The sequence below is a fragment of the Verrucomicrobium spinosum DSM 4136 = JCM 18804 genome (genome assembly GCF_000172155.1).
Classification (GTDB): Bacteria; Verrucomicrobiota; Verrucomicrobiia; order Verrucomicrobiales; family Verrucomicrobiaceae; genus Verrucomicrobium; species Verrucomicrobium spinosum.
Window position 1 is genome coordinate 3,218,340 of record NZ_ABIZ01000001.1, and the last position, 16,722, is coordinate 3,235,061.

At 60.3% G+C, this 16,722-nt stretch carries 13 protein-coding genes and 1 tRNA gene; 9 read left to right on the forward strand and 5 right to left on the reverse strand.

Annotated elements, in window-relative coordinates; all coding sequences use genetic code 11:
• Positions 1–165: 165 nt before the first annotated feature.
• Complete coding sequence (locus VSP_RS13025; protein ID WP_009961109.1) at positions 166–1,782, reverse strand: MFS transporter; 1,617 nt, start codon at positions 1,780–1,782, stop codon at positions 166–168.
• Positions 1,783–1,931: 149 nt separating this feature from the next.
• Here VSP_RS13025 and VSP_RS13030 point away from each other — a divergent pair, with 149 nt between their 5' ends.
• The 6 genes from VSP_RS13030 (at position 1,932) to VSP_RS39355 (ending at position 10,227) form a co-directional block, all read left to right on the forward strand.
• Positions 1,932–3,317 (forward strand): FAD-binding oxidoreductase, encoded by a 1,386-nt coding sequence (locus VSP_RS13030; protein WP_029190407.1) that lies wholly within the window; start codon positions 1,932–1,934, stop codon positions 3,315–3,317.
• Between the two features lie 3 nt (positions 3,318–3,320).
• Positions 3,321–4,688 carry a (Fe-S)-binding protein gene (locus VSP_RS13035; protein WP_009961111.1) on the forward strand — a complete coding sequence of 456 codons (1,368 nt, stop codon included), beginning with the start codon at positions 3,321–3,323 and terminating at the stop codon, positions 4,686–4,688.
• Between the two features lie 200 nt (positions 4,689–4,888).
• A complete protein-coding gene (locus tag VSP_RS35250; RefSeq protein WP_009961112.1) occupies positions 4,889–6,133 on the forward strand; it encodes an exo-beta-N-acetylmuramidase NamZ family protein in 1,245 nt (414 codons plus the stop codon).
• Positions 6,134–6,263: 130 nt separating this feature from the next.
• Positions 6,264–6,842, forward strand: a complete 579-nt coding sequence (gene rsfS, locus VSP_RS43030; protein ID WP_009961113.1) for a ribosome silencing factor — start codon at positions 6,264–6,266, stop codon at positions 6,840–6,842.
• 5 nt (positions 6,843–6,847) lie between these two features.
• Complete coding sequence (locus VSP_RS13050; RefSeq protein ID WP_009961115.1) at positions 6,848–8,104, forward strand: competence/damage-inducible protein A; 1,257 nt, start codon at positions 6,848–6,850, stop codon at positions 8,102–8,104.
• Positions 8,105–8,184: 80 nt separating this feature from the next.
• On the forward strand, positions 8,185–10,227 hold the full coding sequence (locus VSP_RS39355) for an Ig-like domain-containing protein (protein WP_157210868.1): 2,043 nt from the start codon (positions 8,185–8,187) through the stop codon (positions 10,225–10,227).
• Between the two features lie 22 nt (positions 10,228–10,249).
• Here the strand turns inward: VSP_RS39355 and VSP_RS13060 are convergent, their stop codons facing one another.
• Complete coding sequence (locus VSP_RS13060; protein ID WP_009961118.1) at positions 10,250–11,359, reverse strand: alpha/beta hydrolase family protein; 1,110 nt, start codon at positions 11,357–11,359, stop codon at positions 10,250–10,252.
• A 399-nt stretch (positions 11,360–11,758) separates the two neighbouring features.
• On the opposite strand from VSP_RS13060, the gene VSP_RS43035 reads away from it, so the two are divergent.
• Positions 11,759–11,980: a hypothetical protein gene (locus tag VSP_RS43035; protein WP_198141380.1), complete on the forward strand. Its 222-nt coding sequence runs from the start codon at positions 11,759–11,761 to the stop codon at positions 11,978–11,980.
• Positions 11,981–12,179: 199 nt separating this feature from the next.
• Positions 12,180–12,512 carry a hypothetical protein gene (locus tag VSP_RS13070; protein ID WP_009961122.1) on the forward strand — a complete coding sequence of 111 codons (333 nt, stop codon included), beginning with the start codon at positions 12,180–12,182 and terminating at the stop codon, positions 12,510–12,512.
• A 39-nt stretch (positions 12,513–12,551) separates the two neighbouring features.
• Here the strand turns inward: VSP_RS13070 and VSP_RS42210 are convergent, their stop codons facing one another.
• From VSP_RS42210 to VSP_RS13085, 3 genes are all read right to left on the reverse strand, one after another.
• A complete protein-coding gene (locus VSP_RS42210) occupies positions 12,552–12,776 on the reverse strand; it encodes a hypothetical protein (protein ID WP_198141381.1) in 225 nt (74 codons plus the stop codon).
• Between the two features lie 268 nt (positions 12,777–13,044).
• Positions 13,045–13,713 carry a hypothetical protein gene (locus tag VSP_RS13080; RefSeq protein WP_009961124.1) on the reverse strand — a complete coding sequence of 223 codons (669 nt, stop codon included), beginning with the start codon at positions 13,711–13,713 and terminating at the stop codon, positions 13,045–13,047.
• A 45-nt stretch (positions 13,714–13,758) separates the two neighbouring features.
• Positions 13,759–13,834, reverse strand: a tRNA-Ala gene (locus VSP_RS13085).
• A 738-nt stretch (positions 13,835–14,572) separates the two neighbouring features.
• On the opposite strand from VSP_RS13085, the gene VSP_RS13090 reads away from it, so the two are divergent.
• Entirely contained in the window at positions 14,573–16,669 is a 2,097-nt protein-coding gene (locus tag VSP_RS13090; RefSeq protein ID WP_009961125.1) for a TonB-dependent siderophore receptor, read from the forward strand.
• Positions 16,670–16,722: the final 53 nt, after the last annotated feature.

Genomic DNA, 16,722 nt, shown 5'->3' on the forward strand with positions numbered 1-16,722 from the left:
CCAGAGAATCGCAAATACTAGAAACTGAGTCAATTGGGGGCGTGGTTTTATTTGCGCGCGGGCAAGGTTTCCATAAGATGATCGCAAAACTACGCTTTCGCCGCATGATTTATCATGTTTGCGAATCTCTCATTTGGGGGGTAGGGCGATGCCGTGGTCCCGGACCTAGAGTTCCACCATCAGCAGATGTCGAACGCGCGGGGGCTCATCGCCGCGGTGAAGTGCCACCACCGCGTCTTCAATGCGGCGATCCTCTACTGTGGCTCTCTGATGCTGGCGAAGGTGTTCCGCCCAGGAGCCGACGATAAACGTCTCCCGAAAAACGCGCGGATTGTCGAGATCTACAAAAAGGGAACAACGAAAAGCTCCATCGCGAAGACGGATCTTGCGCAGGGCGCGCATCGCCTCGCGGAAGGCAGGCTCGTCTTCTTGGAAGAGCTGGTATTCAATGGTGATCAAGACCGGGCCATCCTCTGGACCGGGAGTGGTGGTGAGGGTGTGCTCAGGCCAGTCGTTGGATGGGGAGAGGTCCAGCTTGTCCACGTGACTGATGGGCCACCGTCTCTGGAGCGTGATACTGATGAGGAGCCAGGCGGCTGCGCCAAGCAGGGCGACGGTGGCACCCCAGTCTGAGAGTATTCGCCCCCAGGCCAAGGCTCCCAAGGCGAAGGCTCCTTGTACTGCCACCAGATAAATGGCGGAGCTGCGGGCGCGAACCCAGTTGGGGAAGGCGCTCTGGGCGGCAACGCTAAAGGTATTGAGCGCGCTCATCCAACCGGCACCGGCGAGGGCCAGAGCTGCACCCATGCTATAGCGATCAGTTACTGCGGCGAGCAGGCAGGCTGCGAGTGCCGAGGAGAGCCCGGCAGATGTGACCACCATGTCGAAGCTGAGGCGGGCGCGCAGCTTGGGGAGGAGGAACAGGGCCACCACTATGGCCCCCAGGCCGTAGCAGCTCATGAGCAGGCCGTAGTCAGACCCGCTCCACCCGCGTCGATGGATTAATATAGGGAGTAGTGCCACTGGGGCCACGGCGGCAAAGACGTGAACTGCGCCCCGGAGCAGGACGGCCTGCATGGGGGCGGCGTGGCGGGCATAGCGCAGGGCTGCCACCATGGCGCCCATCATCCGCTCCTGTTCGGTGGACTTGGGTGGAGACGGGGGGCTCACCCGCCAGGCTGCCAAGATCACGGCGCCGAATGAGAGAGTATTGAGGGCGAAGACGGGGCCCGGTCCGGCTGCGGCCACCAGCAAGCCGCCTGCCACGGGGCCCAGGGAACGGGCGGTGTTGAAGCCTACGCTACCCAGAGCCAGGGCGGCAGAAAGCTGGGAGCGGCCCACCAAGTCTGGGATCAGGGCTTGCCAGGCTGGCATGGTGAAGGCGGAGGCGACCCCCAGTTGAAAGGTCGCCAACAACAACAACGGCGCAGAAAGTTTACCGGCAAAGGCCAGATAGGTCATGCCTGCTGCGGTGAGCAAGGCCCCTGCTTGAGCCAACAGGATGAGCTTGCGTCGGTCCACGAGGTCCGCCAGAGCCCCGGCAGGCAGGGCCAGCAGAAAAAGAGGCAGCCCTGTCATCGTCTGCATCAGGGCCACCAGCAGTGGAGAGGCGGAGATGGAGGTCATCGTCCAGATGGCCGCCGTGTCATTCATGGTCGTGCCGATATTGGAGACGATATTGGCCAGCCAGAGGCCGCGGAACTGCCAGTCACGCAAGGGGGCCCAAGCGGAGCCCCGCTTCGAAGCGGGGGGCGAGGAGGCGTGGGAGGCGCTGACGCTCATCGGGTGGTTGTGCTGTCTGAAAGTCAAATTGGGCGGGAGAAGCCGCTTGTCCATGGAGCAAACAAAACAGGTCCCCAGACTTGTTACGCATTGTGGTCATTTGGTGACTCGGTCTTGACGTGGTAAATGCGTGTTTCAAACTGGATGCCTTGAACTCTGATGCCACTCCCTGGATCGCCGCGCTCGTGAACCTCTTGGGAGGGGATGCGGTGCTGTCCTCCGACGAAGACCTCGTCCCCTACAGCTTTGATGGAACCGCTGCGCTCAAACAACGCCCGGCGTGCGTGGTGTTCCCCCGCAGCACGGAGGACGTGGCGGCCTGTGTAAAACTGGCCAGGGAGCACGGAGTGCCAGTGGTGACCCGGGGCAGTGGCACCGGTCTCAGCGGTGGCAGTGTGCCTCTGACGGAGTGTCTGGTCCTGTGTTTGGTAAAACTGGACCGCATCCTGGAGGTGGATCCCCGCAATCTCACCCTTAGGGCACAATGTGGGGTGATCACCAAGGAGATTGATGACGCCGCTTCAGGACATGGTCTCTTTTATCCGCCCGACCCGGGTTCGATGAAAATCTCCACGATCGGGGGCAATGTGGCGGAGAACAGCGGTGGTCTGCGCGGGCTGAAGTACGGGGTTACCCGGGACTATGTCATGGGCATGACGGTGGTCCTGCCGGATGGTGAGATCGCGTGGCTGGGCAACAAGTGTGTGAAGGATGTGGCTGGCTACTCGCTCAAAGATCTCTTTATCGGGAGTGAGGGCACGCTGGGGATCATCACGGAGGTGCTCCTCAAGCTGCTGCCCAAGCCCGCTGCGCGGCGAACGATGCTGGCCATGTATGACTCCATGGAGGCGGCCGCGGAGACGGTGAGCGCCATTATTGCGGCACGGATCATCCCCTGCACTCTGGAGTTCCTGGATCGCATGACCCTGGGCTGCGTGGAAGACTATGCGAAGATTGGCCTGCCCACGGATGTGGAGGCGCTGCTGCTCATGGAGACGGATGGTCACCCTGCGGCAGTGGAGGATGAGGCGAATCGTATGATGGATATCGCCCGCCAGAACGGGGCCCGTGAAGTGAAGATGGCTGCCGATGAGGCTGAAGGAGCCCGTCTGGCCGCGGCCCGGCGCAATGCCTTCTCCGCCCTGGCTCGAGTGAAGCCCACCACCATCCTGGAGGATGTGACCGTGCCTCGCAGTGAGCTGGCTGCGATGGTGAAGTTTATCAATGAGACGGCAGCGAAGCATCGATTGTTGATTGGCACTTTCGGACACATGGGAGACGGTAATCTGCATCCCACCTTCCTCACGAATGAGAAGGACGAGGAAGAAATGCATCGCGTAGAGCTGGCTCTGGGCGAGATCGTGGACAAGACCATCGCGATGGGCGGCACCATCACCGGGGAGCACGGGGTGGGGCTGGCCAAGAAGGGATTCTTGAAACAACAGTTCGGCAAGGCCAGCTATGACCTGCTCAAGCTGGTGAAAAAGGCCCTGGACCCGGCCGGCCTCCTGAACCCCGGCAAAATTTTTGACTGAGCCATGAGCATCGAACCTGGCAAAAAAGGGGTGGGGGCGATGTTGCTCAAGCAGCTGGACTACTCAGTGCTCCAGCAGTGCATGCACTGCGGTATGTGTCTGCCCACATGTCCGACCTACGTGGAGACCAAGCGGGAGCGGAACAGCCCGCGGGGGCGCATTGCTCTCATGCGGGCTATGGCAGACGGTGAGGTTCCCGTGACCAGGAGCTTTGCCGATGAAATGTACTACTGCCTGGGATGTCTGGCCTGCCAGACGGCCTGCCCGGCAGGGGTGAACTATGTGGAGCTCTTTGAAACCTCCCGGGCTGAGGTCGAGCGCAGCGGAGTGCAACCTCGCGGGCAGCGGGATTTTTGGCGTTGGCTCACCCTGGAGGTGCTTTTCATGCACCCGCGGCTGTTGAGAGCAGTCGGCCTGATGCTCCGGGTGTATCAGCAGACGGGACTGCAGACCATGGTCCGGAGGCTGGGTCTGCCGAAGCTGATACCAGGGAAACTCGGCTCTCTGGAGCCTCAGACCCCCACGGTGGCGGCGGCTTTCTCAGATGATCTCATTGATGCGGTGGAATCGCCTGCGGAAAGGCCCCGATATCGCGTGGCTTTGCTGACGGGGTGTGTGCAGGATCTCGTCTTCTCCCAGATCAATCGTGATACGGCCGACGTGCTGCTCGCGAACGGGTGCGAGGTGATTACGCCTCGCAACCAGTACTGTTGCGGCTCCCTCCATGGGCACAACGGTGCGCCGGAACTGGCCCGCGATCTGGCCCGACGCCAGCTCGACATGTTTGATGTCGATAGCCTGGATGCGATCATCACCAATGCGGGCGGGTGTGGATCTCACCTGAAGCACTACGGGCATCTGCTTCATCATGACCCTGTGTACGGGCCCAAAGCTGCGGAGTGGGATCGCAAGGTGCGTGACATTCACGAATGGCTGGTGGAAATCGGCATCCGCAAGCCGGTGTCTGCCCCTGCCACAGTGGACAGTACGCCCGTGGAAGTGACTTATCATGAATCCTGTCACCTCTGTCACGGGCAGAAGATCACCAGCCAGCCGCGGGTGGTGCTTGGTGCCATCCCCGGGTTGAAGGTGAAGGAACTGCCGGAAAGCAACTGGTGCTGTGGCAGCGCCGGGATCTACAACATCACCCAGCCTGAGCAATCGGCCAAGCTGCTGGAGCGCAAGCTGAAGAATCTCGAGGCCACTGGGGCCGGCGTGGTTGCTACATCGAACCCGGGATGCCACATGCAGCTCGCCTTTGGGCTGCGGTCAAAGCCCGAAGCAAAATGCCATGAGGTGACGCAACCCGTGAGTTTGTTGGCGGAGGCCTACAGGAGGGAAAGGGAAGAGGGGGGAAGGCAAGAGGAATAAGGGGGAGGCGCTACGCTGGTTGAGGTGCCGCGATCGGGTTAGTTGAGGCGAGGGGTGATTGTTGGCTGCTTTCGTCCCGAAGAGCTTGGTGTGGCTTGTCGTGACCGTGATCGGATTGATTTTAACCTCTTGTAATGCGGGTGTGAGAATCGCCCCGCTGTCTTGCAATCGCTGGCTTTCGTCCTAAAGGGGATAACCCCATGCCTGCACTCAAGATTCTCCTCAGCTTTCTTGTTGGACTCACGATAGCCGGTTGCACCCTTCCCCAGCAGCCTTCAGTGCGTCCGGTGGGGCCCGCAGCGGCCCCCAATGCTCCCTTCACGCTGGGGATTGATGTGCTGGCGAGCAATGGCTATGACCTGCTCCGGGGCAAGCGCGTGGGGCTGATCTGCAACCAGACGAGCATGACGGGCAACGGTACGCTGACCCGGGTGGCATTGAGGCGTGCGGGTGTCAATCTGGTCGCGCTCTATGCTCCGGAGCACGGGGTAGATGGGACCATCAAGGCGGGAATTCATGTGCAGGATCGGAAGGATCCTGTGACGGGGTTGACGGTGTATTCCCTCTATGGCGACACGCGCAAGCCAACACCGCGGATGCTGGCACCCATTGATGTCATGTTGTTTGATCTACAGGACATCGGCTCGCGCAGTTATACCTACATCTCCACCATGGTGGTGGCCATGGAGGCGTGCGGGGAGGGCGGAAAGGAGTTTATCGTGCTGGACCGGCCGAATCCGCTGGGGGGATGGCGCGTGGAGGGGCCGCCGGTGGAGCCTCAGTGGAAGTCTTTCGTAAGCCAGGTGAATGTGCCCTACGTGCATGGCATGACGACGGGGGAGCTGGCAATGATGGTGGCCGGAGAGGGGTGGATCACCCGGCGGCCTCGTCTGAGGGTGGTGAAGATGCGGGGTTATGATCGCAACATGCTCTGGCAGGACACGGGGCTGCGTTGGTACCGTACGTCGCCGAACATTCCGCACGCGGGTTCGCCCTTGTACTACGTGGCGACGGGGATGCTCGGCGGGGCTGCGGCTGTCGATGTGGGGATTGGCACGGAGAATCCGTTCGGCTACGCGGGAGGTCGTGGGGTGAATCCGCAGGTGTTTGTCGACTATTGCCGACGCCTCGGTTTTCCTGGTGTGGGGTATGAGGCGTACGCGCGGGAGGGCTTTGGTGGCGTGAAGCTGCGCATGGATCCCAGAACTCCGGCGAATATCACGGCTCTGGACGTGTACTTGATCGCCGGTCTGCAGAATCAGACTCGTGGGGCGGTGCTTGGGCGGATGTCTGCCTCGCAGATCAGCCTGTTCAACAAGGTGTATGGCAGCGACAGTCTGCGGAGAGACCTGATGCGGGGAGTTTCTCCGACTCGTATTGTCAGTTCCTGGAAGCGGTTCGAGGACGGCTTTCGCGCCAAGCGCCAGCGGTATCTGATGTACTGAGGAGAGGGAGAAGGGAAGAGGGGTAAGGGCAACGGGAGCGAACTTTGGGATGGCGGGAGGGGCCGGAAGTCGTTGGTAGGGCGCGGTTTGGGTTGCAACTAGGCATTAACTGGCTCACAATCCCGTGACCATGGCAAAAAAAGCTGTAAAAAAGGCAACGACCCTCACCTCTCAACGCTCCGATGAGGAGGAGATGGCCTTTGCGGCCGCCACGTTCGCCGATGACAAGAAGGCGGAAGACATCGTGATCATGGACGTGCAGGGAATCTCGCCTGTGGCAGATTACTTTGTGATCTGCACCGCGACCTCGATGCCGCACCTCAAGGCCATTCGCAACGAGGTGAAGGACCGCTTTTGGGTCGAACACAATCGCAAACCCATCGCCGTGGATGAGAAGATGGAGAGTCTCTGGATCATCCTGCACTACGGGGATGTGATGGTGCATGTTTTCCACAAGGAAAAGCGCGACTTCTACGCTCTGGAAGAGCTCTGGGGCGACGCGCCGCGGGTCGCCTGGCAGCCGACCGTGCCGGTGCCCGCCGCTCCTGCGCCCAAGGCCAAGAAAGCAGCTGCTCCTGCCAAGAAAGCAGCTGCTCCTGCCAAGAAAGCAGCTGCTCCTGCCAAAAAGGCCGCTGCCCCTGCCAAGAAATCTGCCGCCAAAAAAGCCTCTGCAAAGAAGGCTCCTGCCAAGAAGGCCGCGCGTAAGTAGTCGGCATGAGGTTGGAACTCATCAATACGGGCACGGAACTGCTCATCGGCGACGTCATCAACACGAACGCGGCCTGGCTGGGGCAGCGCATGGTTGATCTGGGGGTGCTCGTACAACGCGCCACCATCGTGCCGGATGGCATGGCGATTGAGGAGGCGCTCAATGAGGCGGTGCGCCGTTCAGATGTCGTGATCATCACGGGTGGACTGGGCCCGACAGCAGACGATGTCTCCAGAGAGGCTGCCGCAGGAGTGCTTGGGCTGGCCCTTGAGACGGATCCTGAGGTCATGAAGGTGCTGGAGGCGATCTTTGCCCGATCGGGCAAGCTGGTCAATGAGCACAATCAACGACAGGCCTTGGTGGTGAAGGGGGCGCATGTGCTGGCCAATCCCCATGGCACCGCTCCGGGATTGCATCTGCCCGCGAGCTTGGGCGCACCCAAAGGTCTGCATTGCACACTGTTTCTTTTGCCCGGACCGCCCAGGGAACTGAAGCCGATGATGGTGGAGCTGGTGGAGCCCATCATACGGGGGATGCTGCCAGGTGGCACGGATAAGGAGTGTCGCTATTTCAAATTTACCGGGATTGGTGAATCGGACATCTCGATGGCGCTCCAGGAAGGCCTGGAAGCCATTGGCGACCTGGAAATTGGGTATTGCCTGGGTAAGGGTGATGTGGACGTGCGGTTGAATGGACCCGTCGGCGCTCTGGATCGTGCCGGAGTCTTCTGTCGGGAGAAGCTGGGCGAGTTCCTGGTTTCTGATGACCGTCGCCTCGTGGAAGAGGTGGTGGTGGGCCTGTTGAAGGATCGCGGGGAATGGCTTGCCACGGCGGAGAGTTGCACGGGTGGCTTCATCGCCCATCGCGTCACAAACGTCAGCGGGGCCTCAGGCGTGTTCGGGCATGGCTTGGTGACCTATGCCAATGAGGCCAAGATCCAGCACCTCGGCGTGCCGGCTGAACTGATCGAGGAACATGGTGCGGTCAGTGAACCGGTGGCTGCGGCCATGGCGGAGGGATGCCTCCGCGTTAGCGGTGCGGATCACGCCGTGGCGGTCACGGGAATAGCCGGGCCTACGGGGGGAACCTCTGAGAAACCCACCGGCACGGTGTTTATCGCGCTGGCGTCCAAGGGTGTTCCCGTAGAGGTGCGCAAGCGCTGGTATCGGGGAGAGCGGGAGCGATTTAAGATTCTGACCAGTCAAACGGCGCTCGACTTTGTCCGGCGGCGTCTGCAAGGGTATGCCTTGCCGAACGGCTGATTCTGGTTCAAGATATCGGTCCGGATGATTATTTTTGCTGGCGTCCTCTTGGTGTGCCAGCCACCCTTATCCTGGCCCACATGATTTCTTTGTCCGTACTTTTGCCATGGTCTCGCGCTGCCCGTATGGGTGGGTTGTTGCTTGCCCTCACCGCTCTAACCTCTGGCATGGCCCTGGCGGATGTGAAGCTAAGGGCGGGGGACGGCAAGCGCAGCAAGGGCGACGTTTTCATCCCCGAGGCACGTGATGTGTCTGCCAGCTTTGTGGCTGGAAATGCTGTTGATATTGAACTGATTGGGACCATCGGAACCCTGAAACAGGCCGACTTTGTGATTCGTCAGCTTCCAGAGCACGGTACGCTCACCAACCTGCGCCCGCATCCCCGCGAATCCAACAAGTCCCTTATCACCTACACCCATGCCGGGGAGCAGGCGTCTCTGATGGACCGCTTCACGTACTCCGTGCGGGTGGATGGGGGGCCTTTTTCGGCACCTGCCACCGTCACGCTGCGTGGGCAGCGCATGGAGCCGATCCTCTCCATCGTCAAAATGCCCTCATTTGGCAGGGTGTTTTTGGGTGGTGAAGCTTCAGGCGTCGTCTCCGTGCGAAACATGGGGCGCGCGCCCTACCGGATGAACATGGTGTGGAGTGAGGGCTGGTCCGGTCCTCCTACGCTGGAGGTAAACCCGGGCGATACGGTGGATTTCCAGATGATCTTCAAGCCAGTCCGTCCGGGTGAGGTGCGACAGGAGATCGAACTCCAACCCGGTGTGAAAACGAGCAAGCTGACCCTTTTTGGTGAAGGCGTGCGAGCACTGACGGTCAGTCCTGGTTATCTCACGCTGGACTACAATCGCGCCACTGGAGTGCGCTCAGGGATTCTGACGCTGGTCAATGGACGCTCCGATCCGATGAAGGTGACCATCAAGTTTCCCATCAGGCTGCTGGCTCCAGCGTCACTGGAGATCCCGCCGCAGCAAAAGGCTGAGGTGCTGTTGCAACTGCCGGCTACGGATGTGCCCCAGTTTCTTGGTGAAGTGGTGGTGGAGGCAGACGGCGTATCCGAGAAAGTCGCGGTGCAGTCCCGGCCCAAGCCGGCTGAACTGAAAGTCGTTTCCCCAGAAAAGGGCACCTTGGACTTCGGTCAGGTGACCCAGCGTAAGGCGACCAGCCGCGACATCATTCTGGCCAATACAGGTGGAGAACTGCTCGTGGTGGAGGTGCAGGCTCGCAATCCGTACGTGTCGGAGTTTTCCGGTCAGGCCCTGCGTCTGGAGCCTGGCCAACAACGCAGCGTGAAGGTCTTTCTGAAGAGCGAGTCTCTGGGGAATGTCATCAGTGACCTTCGCATCATTGGGGGCGCATCGGAGTCGGTGGTCACCCTCAAATCTTACGTTCGTGAACTGGCTGCTCCTGACGTCGCCCCCGCGCCTCCGGTCGTGGCTGCTAGCCCTGTCGTTCCAGTGGCTCCTTCCACGGGGGGCTCACAGCCTGCCCCGGCCCCGATGGCACCTCCCGTGGCGGCACCTCCCGCACCTGCTCCGGTAGCAGTGGCTCCGAGCCCCGTTGCCGCCCCGGTGCGTAGAACGGCACCTCCGGACGCGCCCCGCGCCCCGCTCAACAATGTGCAAAGTGCACTGGCGGCCTACCTGGCGACGGAAGGGTTGCCTATGCCTTCCAGCTCGATCAACCCGCATCTGGACCGAGTGAACAGTGTGGAACTGGTGGATCGGGAAACTTCCAACTTCACCATCGCCTGGAAGAAGCCTGGTGTGGCTCCTGCGGGCTGGGCCTTGGAGAGTGCCTCCATGTCCAAGGATGAAAGTAGCAACCTCTTCATCAAGACCTGGAACCGTGTGAATCATTGGAAGACGGTCTCCGGCGACAATGACAAGGTGGTTGTGAAGGTGCTGGCGCTGCGCCCCGCCTCGCAATACGAGATGCGCGTGCGCGGTGTGGATCGCGATGGCAAATTCTCCGAACCGTCTCCAATCTTTGTGGTAACCACCCCGGAACCTTGGCGGGTGCCCGCCTGGGCTTGGCGTGGGATGCTCGTGAGTGCGTTGCTGGTAGTGATCTACATGCTCTGGCGTGCGCGCCGTGGGGACTTCGAGTTCGCTTGAGCAGGTTGTTGTCCGCTGCCTGCTACGAGGCGGGGCCGCCCTTTGCTTTGCGCAGGGTTTCGAAGAGACGGTACGCCTGCTCACGGGCTTCATTTGGGAAGTCGTGATCGCAATCTGGGTGGATCACCTGGAGGCGATCCGCTGCGCTATAAAGGCGATACACGTCGCGTGCGGCGGTAGCGACCCGGTCCACGCTGTCCCATTTGAAATTGCCGTCCCGCAAGGGCGCTGAAATGAGAACATGGCGGGGGGCCACCGCGGCGAGGAGTTCAGGGAAGTCAAAAGGCGCATCCTGCGGCCGACCCACGTACTGGGCCATGCGGGGCATGTAGCGATCCTGCGTCCACCCACGGAGGTCTCCGTTCTTGTAGTCGCGATAAGAGTCCAGGCCGCAGGAGCTGACCACAATGTGGATCCGAGGGTCGAACACGGCGGTGTAAACGGAGTTGTGCCCACCCAGCGAGTGGCCCACCGCACCATATCGCCCATGCTGCACGTACGGAAGGCTGTCGAGCACATCCAGAGCTCGTATATTGTCCCAGATCGCCTTCATAGTGCCGCTGTCGTACCCCAGCCCCTTGAGATCCGGGGTGTATCCGGCCAGGTGTGGATAGCTGGGCGCGATGGTGACAAAGCCACGAGCCGCGAGTTCGCTGGCGTACTGGCGGTTGGCCTTGCCTCCCAGACCCACGACTACACCATAACCCACCTGGTTGTCGGTAGGGTGCAGACATAGAACCGCTGGATGGCGGGGTGGGCTGCCGGACTGGAGAGCTGTCTTGGGCACGCACAGATAGGCGGGGGTGCGACTGCCTGGCTCGGACTGGTAGGTGATGCGCTGCCGGATGTAATTTCCTGCATCCGTCTGTTCCTCGATCTGGACATCCAGCGGACAGCGTTTGCTGACATCTGGCAGAGGACCCATCACGGACTGGGCTGCTTTCAGAATCTCCAGCCGGCGAGGTTCCCATTCTGCAGGAGTGGTCGCTGGCTTGCACCCCCCGTTGGGAAGGCGGATTTCCAGAGGCTTGAAGGGGTCCAGTCGTGCAAGGTGGGCGACTGGGCTGTCTGCGGCAGCGGAAGCGTGGGCAAGGAGGCTGGAGGCAGCGATGAAGGAGAGCGCGCGGAGCATCGCGGAAAATACGAGGGCAGGAGCCCGTTCCTTCTGGGAACCGGAGGGGTTGGGCGAGACTCTCTTTGCGCAAAAATCGAGGCTTCCTCAGAGCTAGTCTGGGGTGGTAGCATGAGGGGGGGCGGGTGTCTGCATTCTCAATCTTGCTGCCATAAGAGTGGCGCGTAGCGGGATCTGGCCACGGCATTGAAGCCTGTCGAAACCACTCCCACGCTGGGTGGAGATGCTGGCGGAGAATTTTGCCTAGCTGGAAGCGCACGACAAGATGCACAAAGTTTCCTTGCAGCGGACTTGGCGAGAAGGAGTGGTCGCTGCGGATGAACCTGCACGAGCCTGTTTCTGGCAAAAAAACTCTTCTGAGAACCCATCCAGTGGGCGGTTCAAATACGAATCGCGGGCATGAAGTTGTACCAAGTTCTCCTAACTTCCGGAGGGTCAGGCCATGTGACCGCTGAGGGCTACACTCGCATTGGTGAGCTGATCATGTTTTTCCGCGGTCCGTCCAAGGGCTGGGTCGCCTCCTATCGTTCAGATTTGGTGGCGAGCATCCGCGATGTATCGGTGTCTCCTGCTGCGGGCGGAGCGATCGCAGAGGAGCTTCTGGCAGCAAGGGCAAATTGACTTTTCAGGGCGTCGGGCCACCGGATGATTTTCCTCCACTTTTGCAACGAATTGACGCACACTGGGTTTCATGAGGATGCCTCTCTCGTCGCTTCGCCATTTGCCGCTGTTGGGTCCAGGTTGGAAGAAGTTCTTCACGCTCGTTGCGTTGTCTGGCGCTGCGCTTGCGGGCCCAAGTTGCACCTGTTGTGATTCCGGAGTGGCCTCAGGACCTGGTCAGGTGCGTTACAACAGCTGGATTTCGTGCGATCCTGATCACCCTGAGACGCTGGTCTCCCGTGGCAAGGTGCGCATGCAGGATCCAGCGTGGAAGTTGATTCCTCACCCGCGTGACTGTGATTCCACGGTGTATCGCACGTGGCTGCATTATGACGAGCCCCGTCTGGCCATCGATGACAATGTGGTTGCGGGAGAGTATCGCAATGGTCGGGATTCGGCCAGATGCCCCGAAGGGCAGGGGGACATCACCGCCACCTACGGCGGGCCGAGCGGGTCTCCAACCAATCAGCGCTGGGGAGACTCGGGCAAGTAGTCGTAACCCATCGCGGTGAGGTTCGCGCCGCGGGTCAGCCTAGAGGTATTCCCGAAATCCCAGAGCCCGCAGCACGAGGTAATATGTGAGCGCTGGCAAATACAATGAAACGAGCAGAATGGCGGTGATGATGAGATGCCCCTGGCTGATCAGCAGCAGGGGAACTGTGGCATATCCCAGAAGCACGCCCAAGAGCAGCAGCGGCTCCATCGACCAATGCACTGAGAGACGCTGCTCCGCGAGATAACTGGCGATGGATGCCACAGGGGCGAGAATGATGAAGCCGAGCAAGATGGCGATTGCTCCTGACAACGCAAATGAAGCTCCAATCAATGGGATTCGACTGCTTGCCAAGGCATGGCCAATGCCATCAAGCCCAGAAACCACGCTCAGGAGTAGGGTGGAAGCAGTGAATCCTGCAAAGTGTCTGAGAAGAAACTTCATCATCGCGAGGAAAGTTTTTTGCGGAAGCTGTAGGCGAATCAAGGGCTGGCGCAACGGGAGGATGATCCGTCTGGAATCGGGTGGTGTGCTATGGCTTGGCCGCCCCGCCCACGGGCGTAGGGTCGGGCGGAATGGTCGCATGACAATCTGGTTGAGTGATGTTGGCCAGTTTAATCAAGGAGCGAGTCACTTGATTGAATCCCGAAAGGCCCCGTTCCTGCCAGTTGATCTCGGGCGTGTCTCTTCTGATGATCCGGTAGCTGCCAGCCTCAATGATCTCGACCAGATACATGTAGGGGTGACCAATGGAGACCGGCTTATCATCATCCAGCGCGGTACGGAAGACGGGAGAATCGATGCTATGGACCAGTGTCAGGCGCTCTGTCTCGCTGAGCGGGACTGTGCCCGACCGGGTGGGTTGGTCCTGAAATCTGAAATCGTGCTCGGTCCACGTCAACTTTGCGTCCTTCGAACGGGGCTGAACGACATGAAAAGCATAGACAAAACCCCGGCTGCTGAAGCACATCAACCGGATCGATTCATAATCTTTGGACTGGGTCGCTTGGGGGCGCAGGTCCTCTAGGTTGAACTTCAGCAGCGTGTCGAGGCTCCACTCCGTCGCCCGGGATAGCAGTGGAGGTTCAGCTTCAGTGACGTGGGATGCGGTGGGGTGGGGTGGGCTTTCCGCCAACAACACAGAGACGAAGAACCCGATGACGCCGAGGATTGATGTCCTGGTTGCATGTAGAGAAACCATGGGCGGCAAAGGGCGGGCGGTGAGGCGTTCCCCAAAGAGGAGGCTTGGTGGAGATAAGGGGATTCGAACCCCTGACCTTCTCATTGCGAACGAGACGCTCTACCAACTGAGCTATATCCCCAAGCAGACTGAATGGTGTGAGTTCGGCTTTGGCAGCCTGACACCTACCCCCAGCACGACTCGTACTCTGCTACGGGAGTCTCTGGCTGCAAGCGGAAAAAGCAGGGGAAGTCGTAGCGGGGTCTTGCCGCCGCCTGGGATGAGGAGGTGTTGCTTTCGCGGGTACGGGTGAGGTCGGCGGCCAGGGGTGCACATTTATTTCCATGTCGCTATTGAATATGCTGACGCGATTTGCCCGATTTTTGCTCCAGACGGTGGCGACGTATGGCCTTCACACCTGAGACCTAGCAGACTTTGTGGCCGCGCCCAGTGTGGGGCAGTCATGATTTTTTTCCCAGTGGGGTGTTGTCTAAACCTGTCTAGATGAGAAAAGCCGGGATGTTTTGTAACGCCTTCTCCCAAGATGAGTGATCGCTGAAGAGCGGTCTTAGGGGCGCGAACCCCGGAGACGGCAACCTGACAGCCGTGGTAGTGGGGCGGGATTGGTAGAGCATCTCATTCGCAATGAGAAGGCCAGAGGTTCGAATCCCCTTATCTCCACCGAGGTTTGTGGGATTTTGGTGGTGCGCCCAATGGATCCTGTCCTCTGGCGGGTCCCGCGCAGGGGAGGTTCAGAGGCATGGGGAGGGGGTGATCGCCCCCGTCAGGGTGCCGTCCCGATAAAGCTTGGCTCAGAGTTTGATTATTGCTCTTGAAACTCAGTCTTAATAGTGAATGATGGCCAACCACTCGATTCCCTATGAGTTCTCTCCGCCAGATCATCGCTGTACCCGTCATCATGGGCTCCGTTTTCTCTTCCTCAGGCGCGCTGGCGCAGGATTCCGCCACTCGTCCGGCCCCGGGCTCGACCACCGTTTTGGATGAGGTCACTGTGGTGGCTGCGGCGGAGCCGAACGTTCTGGACCTGAAGACGGAGCTGCCCAGTGCCGCCCTGAAGACGGGGACGGCTCTGCTGGAGACTCCGCAGTCCATTTCCGTGGTGCCGCTGGAGGTGATCCAGCTCCGCGGCAGCCGCCAAACATCCGAGGCACTGCGCTACAGCGCGGGCGTCACCACCGATTCCTACGGCTACGATCCGCGAGGCTACGAGTGGATCAGCATCCGGGGTTTCGACAGCTTCAACAGCCAGTACCTGGATGGAATGCGCCTCTACAACTACGAGATGGTGGAGACCTTTGGTCTGGAGCGCATCGAGCTGCTCAAAGGGCCGAGCTCCGTGCTCTTTGGCCAGTCCACACCCGGTGGCCTCATCAACAACGTGAGCAAGAAGCCCAAGGCCACCCGCTTTGGCGAAGTCGGCTTCGAGTATGGCACGGGCGAGTCCTATGAGGGCAACCTCGATTTCGGAGACGTGCTCCTGGGGAACGACGAGCTTTCTTACCGCGTACTCAGCCTTTACCGGAACACCGAGGAGGATCCGAATGGCAACACGATCGACAGCGAGCGCATTTTCGTCGCTCCCTCTCTCACTTGGAAGCCCACTGAGGACACCACCCTCACTCTGCTCAGCAGCTACTTGCGCTGGGAGAGTTCCCAAGTGCCGGAGTACTTTAAAGGTCCTCAAGGCTTGGTGAGAACCAACGACCTCCGCTGGGACCGGGAGTTCAGTGAAATCTGGCGTCTCGGGTATGAGTTTGAGCAGAAGCTGGGGGACAACGTCACCTTCCGTCAGAACGCCCGTTACTCCCACTATAACTCGGCTTCGAAGTACTTCTCCATCAACGAGCTCGTCTCCCCCACGGAATTGAGCCTTCTGGCCTCGGGTTACAGCGTGCAGAACCGCGCCTGGACTCTGGATAACCAGCTGGAGTGGCGCAGTGAGCAGGGTTCGATCAAACAAACGCTGCTGGCCGGGTTTGACTACGGCTACGCCACCTCCAAGTCCATGCAGCACGATGGCCCGGCTCCCACGCTGGACTTGCTGGACCCCCAGTATGACACCCCGTTCTCCCGCCCCTCTGATCTCGTCTCCCAGTTCGAACAGAAGGTCCGCCAGATCGGCGTCTATGCGCAGGATCAGGTGAAGATGGGCGACCACTGGGTGGGCGTGGCCAGTCTGCGTCATGACTGGGTCGCCACGGAGAGTGCAGAGCGCACCAGCGGCGGCTCTTCGGAGGACCAGGATGACAAGGCGTTCAGCTACCGCCTGGGGCTCATGTACCTGGCCGACAACGGTCTGGCCCCATACGCCAGCTACTCCACCTCCTTCTTCCCCAACGCAGGGGTGGATGCGCAGGGCAGCACCTTTGACCCCACTGAGGGCAATCAGTACGAAGTGGGCCTCAAGTACGCTCCCAAGGACTTCCGCGGTGGCCTCACTCTCTCCGCTTTCCATCTCACCCAGGACAATGTGCTCACTACGGATCTCCGGAATCAGGCCTACATGAAGGCCAATGGCGAGTGGACCTCCAAGGGCGTCGAGTTCGAGGGTAATATCGGCCTTACCGATCAGCTCACCTTGCTGGGCAGCGTCACACTCATGGATATTGAAATCACCAAGAGTGCTGATGGCGACGAGGGTAAAACCCCTGGGCAGACCCCGGAGAGGACCGCCTCCGGCTGGGTGACCTACTCCTTTACCGATGGTGTCCTGGAGGGGCTCACTCTCGGCAGCGGTGTCCGCTACACCGGCTCCAGCTACCAGGACACCAGCAACACCGCCAAGAACGACAGCCTGGTTTGCGTGGATCTCGTGGCCAGATATGTGCGTGGTCCATGGATGGTGGCGCTGAACGTGGACAACGTGGCTGACGAAACGACGTACAACAGCGATGGCTTCGGTTACTACCAGAGCGCTGGTCGCACGGTGCGGCTGTCGCTGGGTTACAAGTGGTGACTGGAGGTGCTGTGAAAGGCATTTAGGGAGCGCAGGTGGCCCGCCTGTTGCAG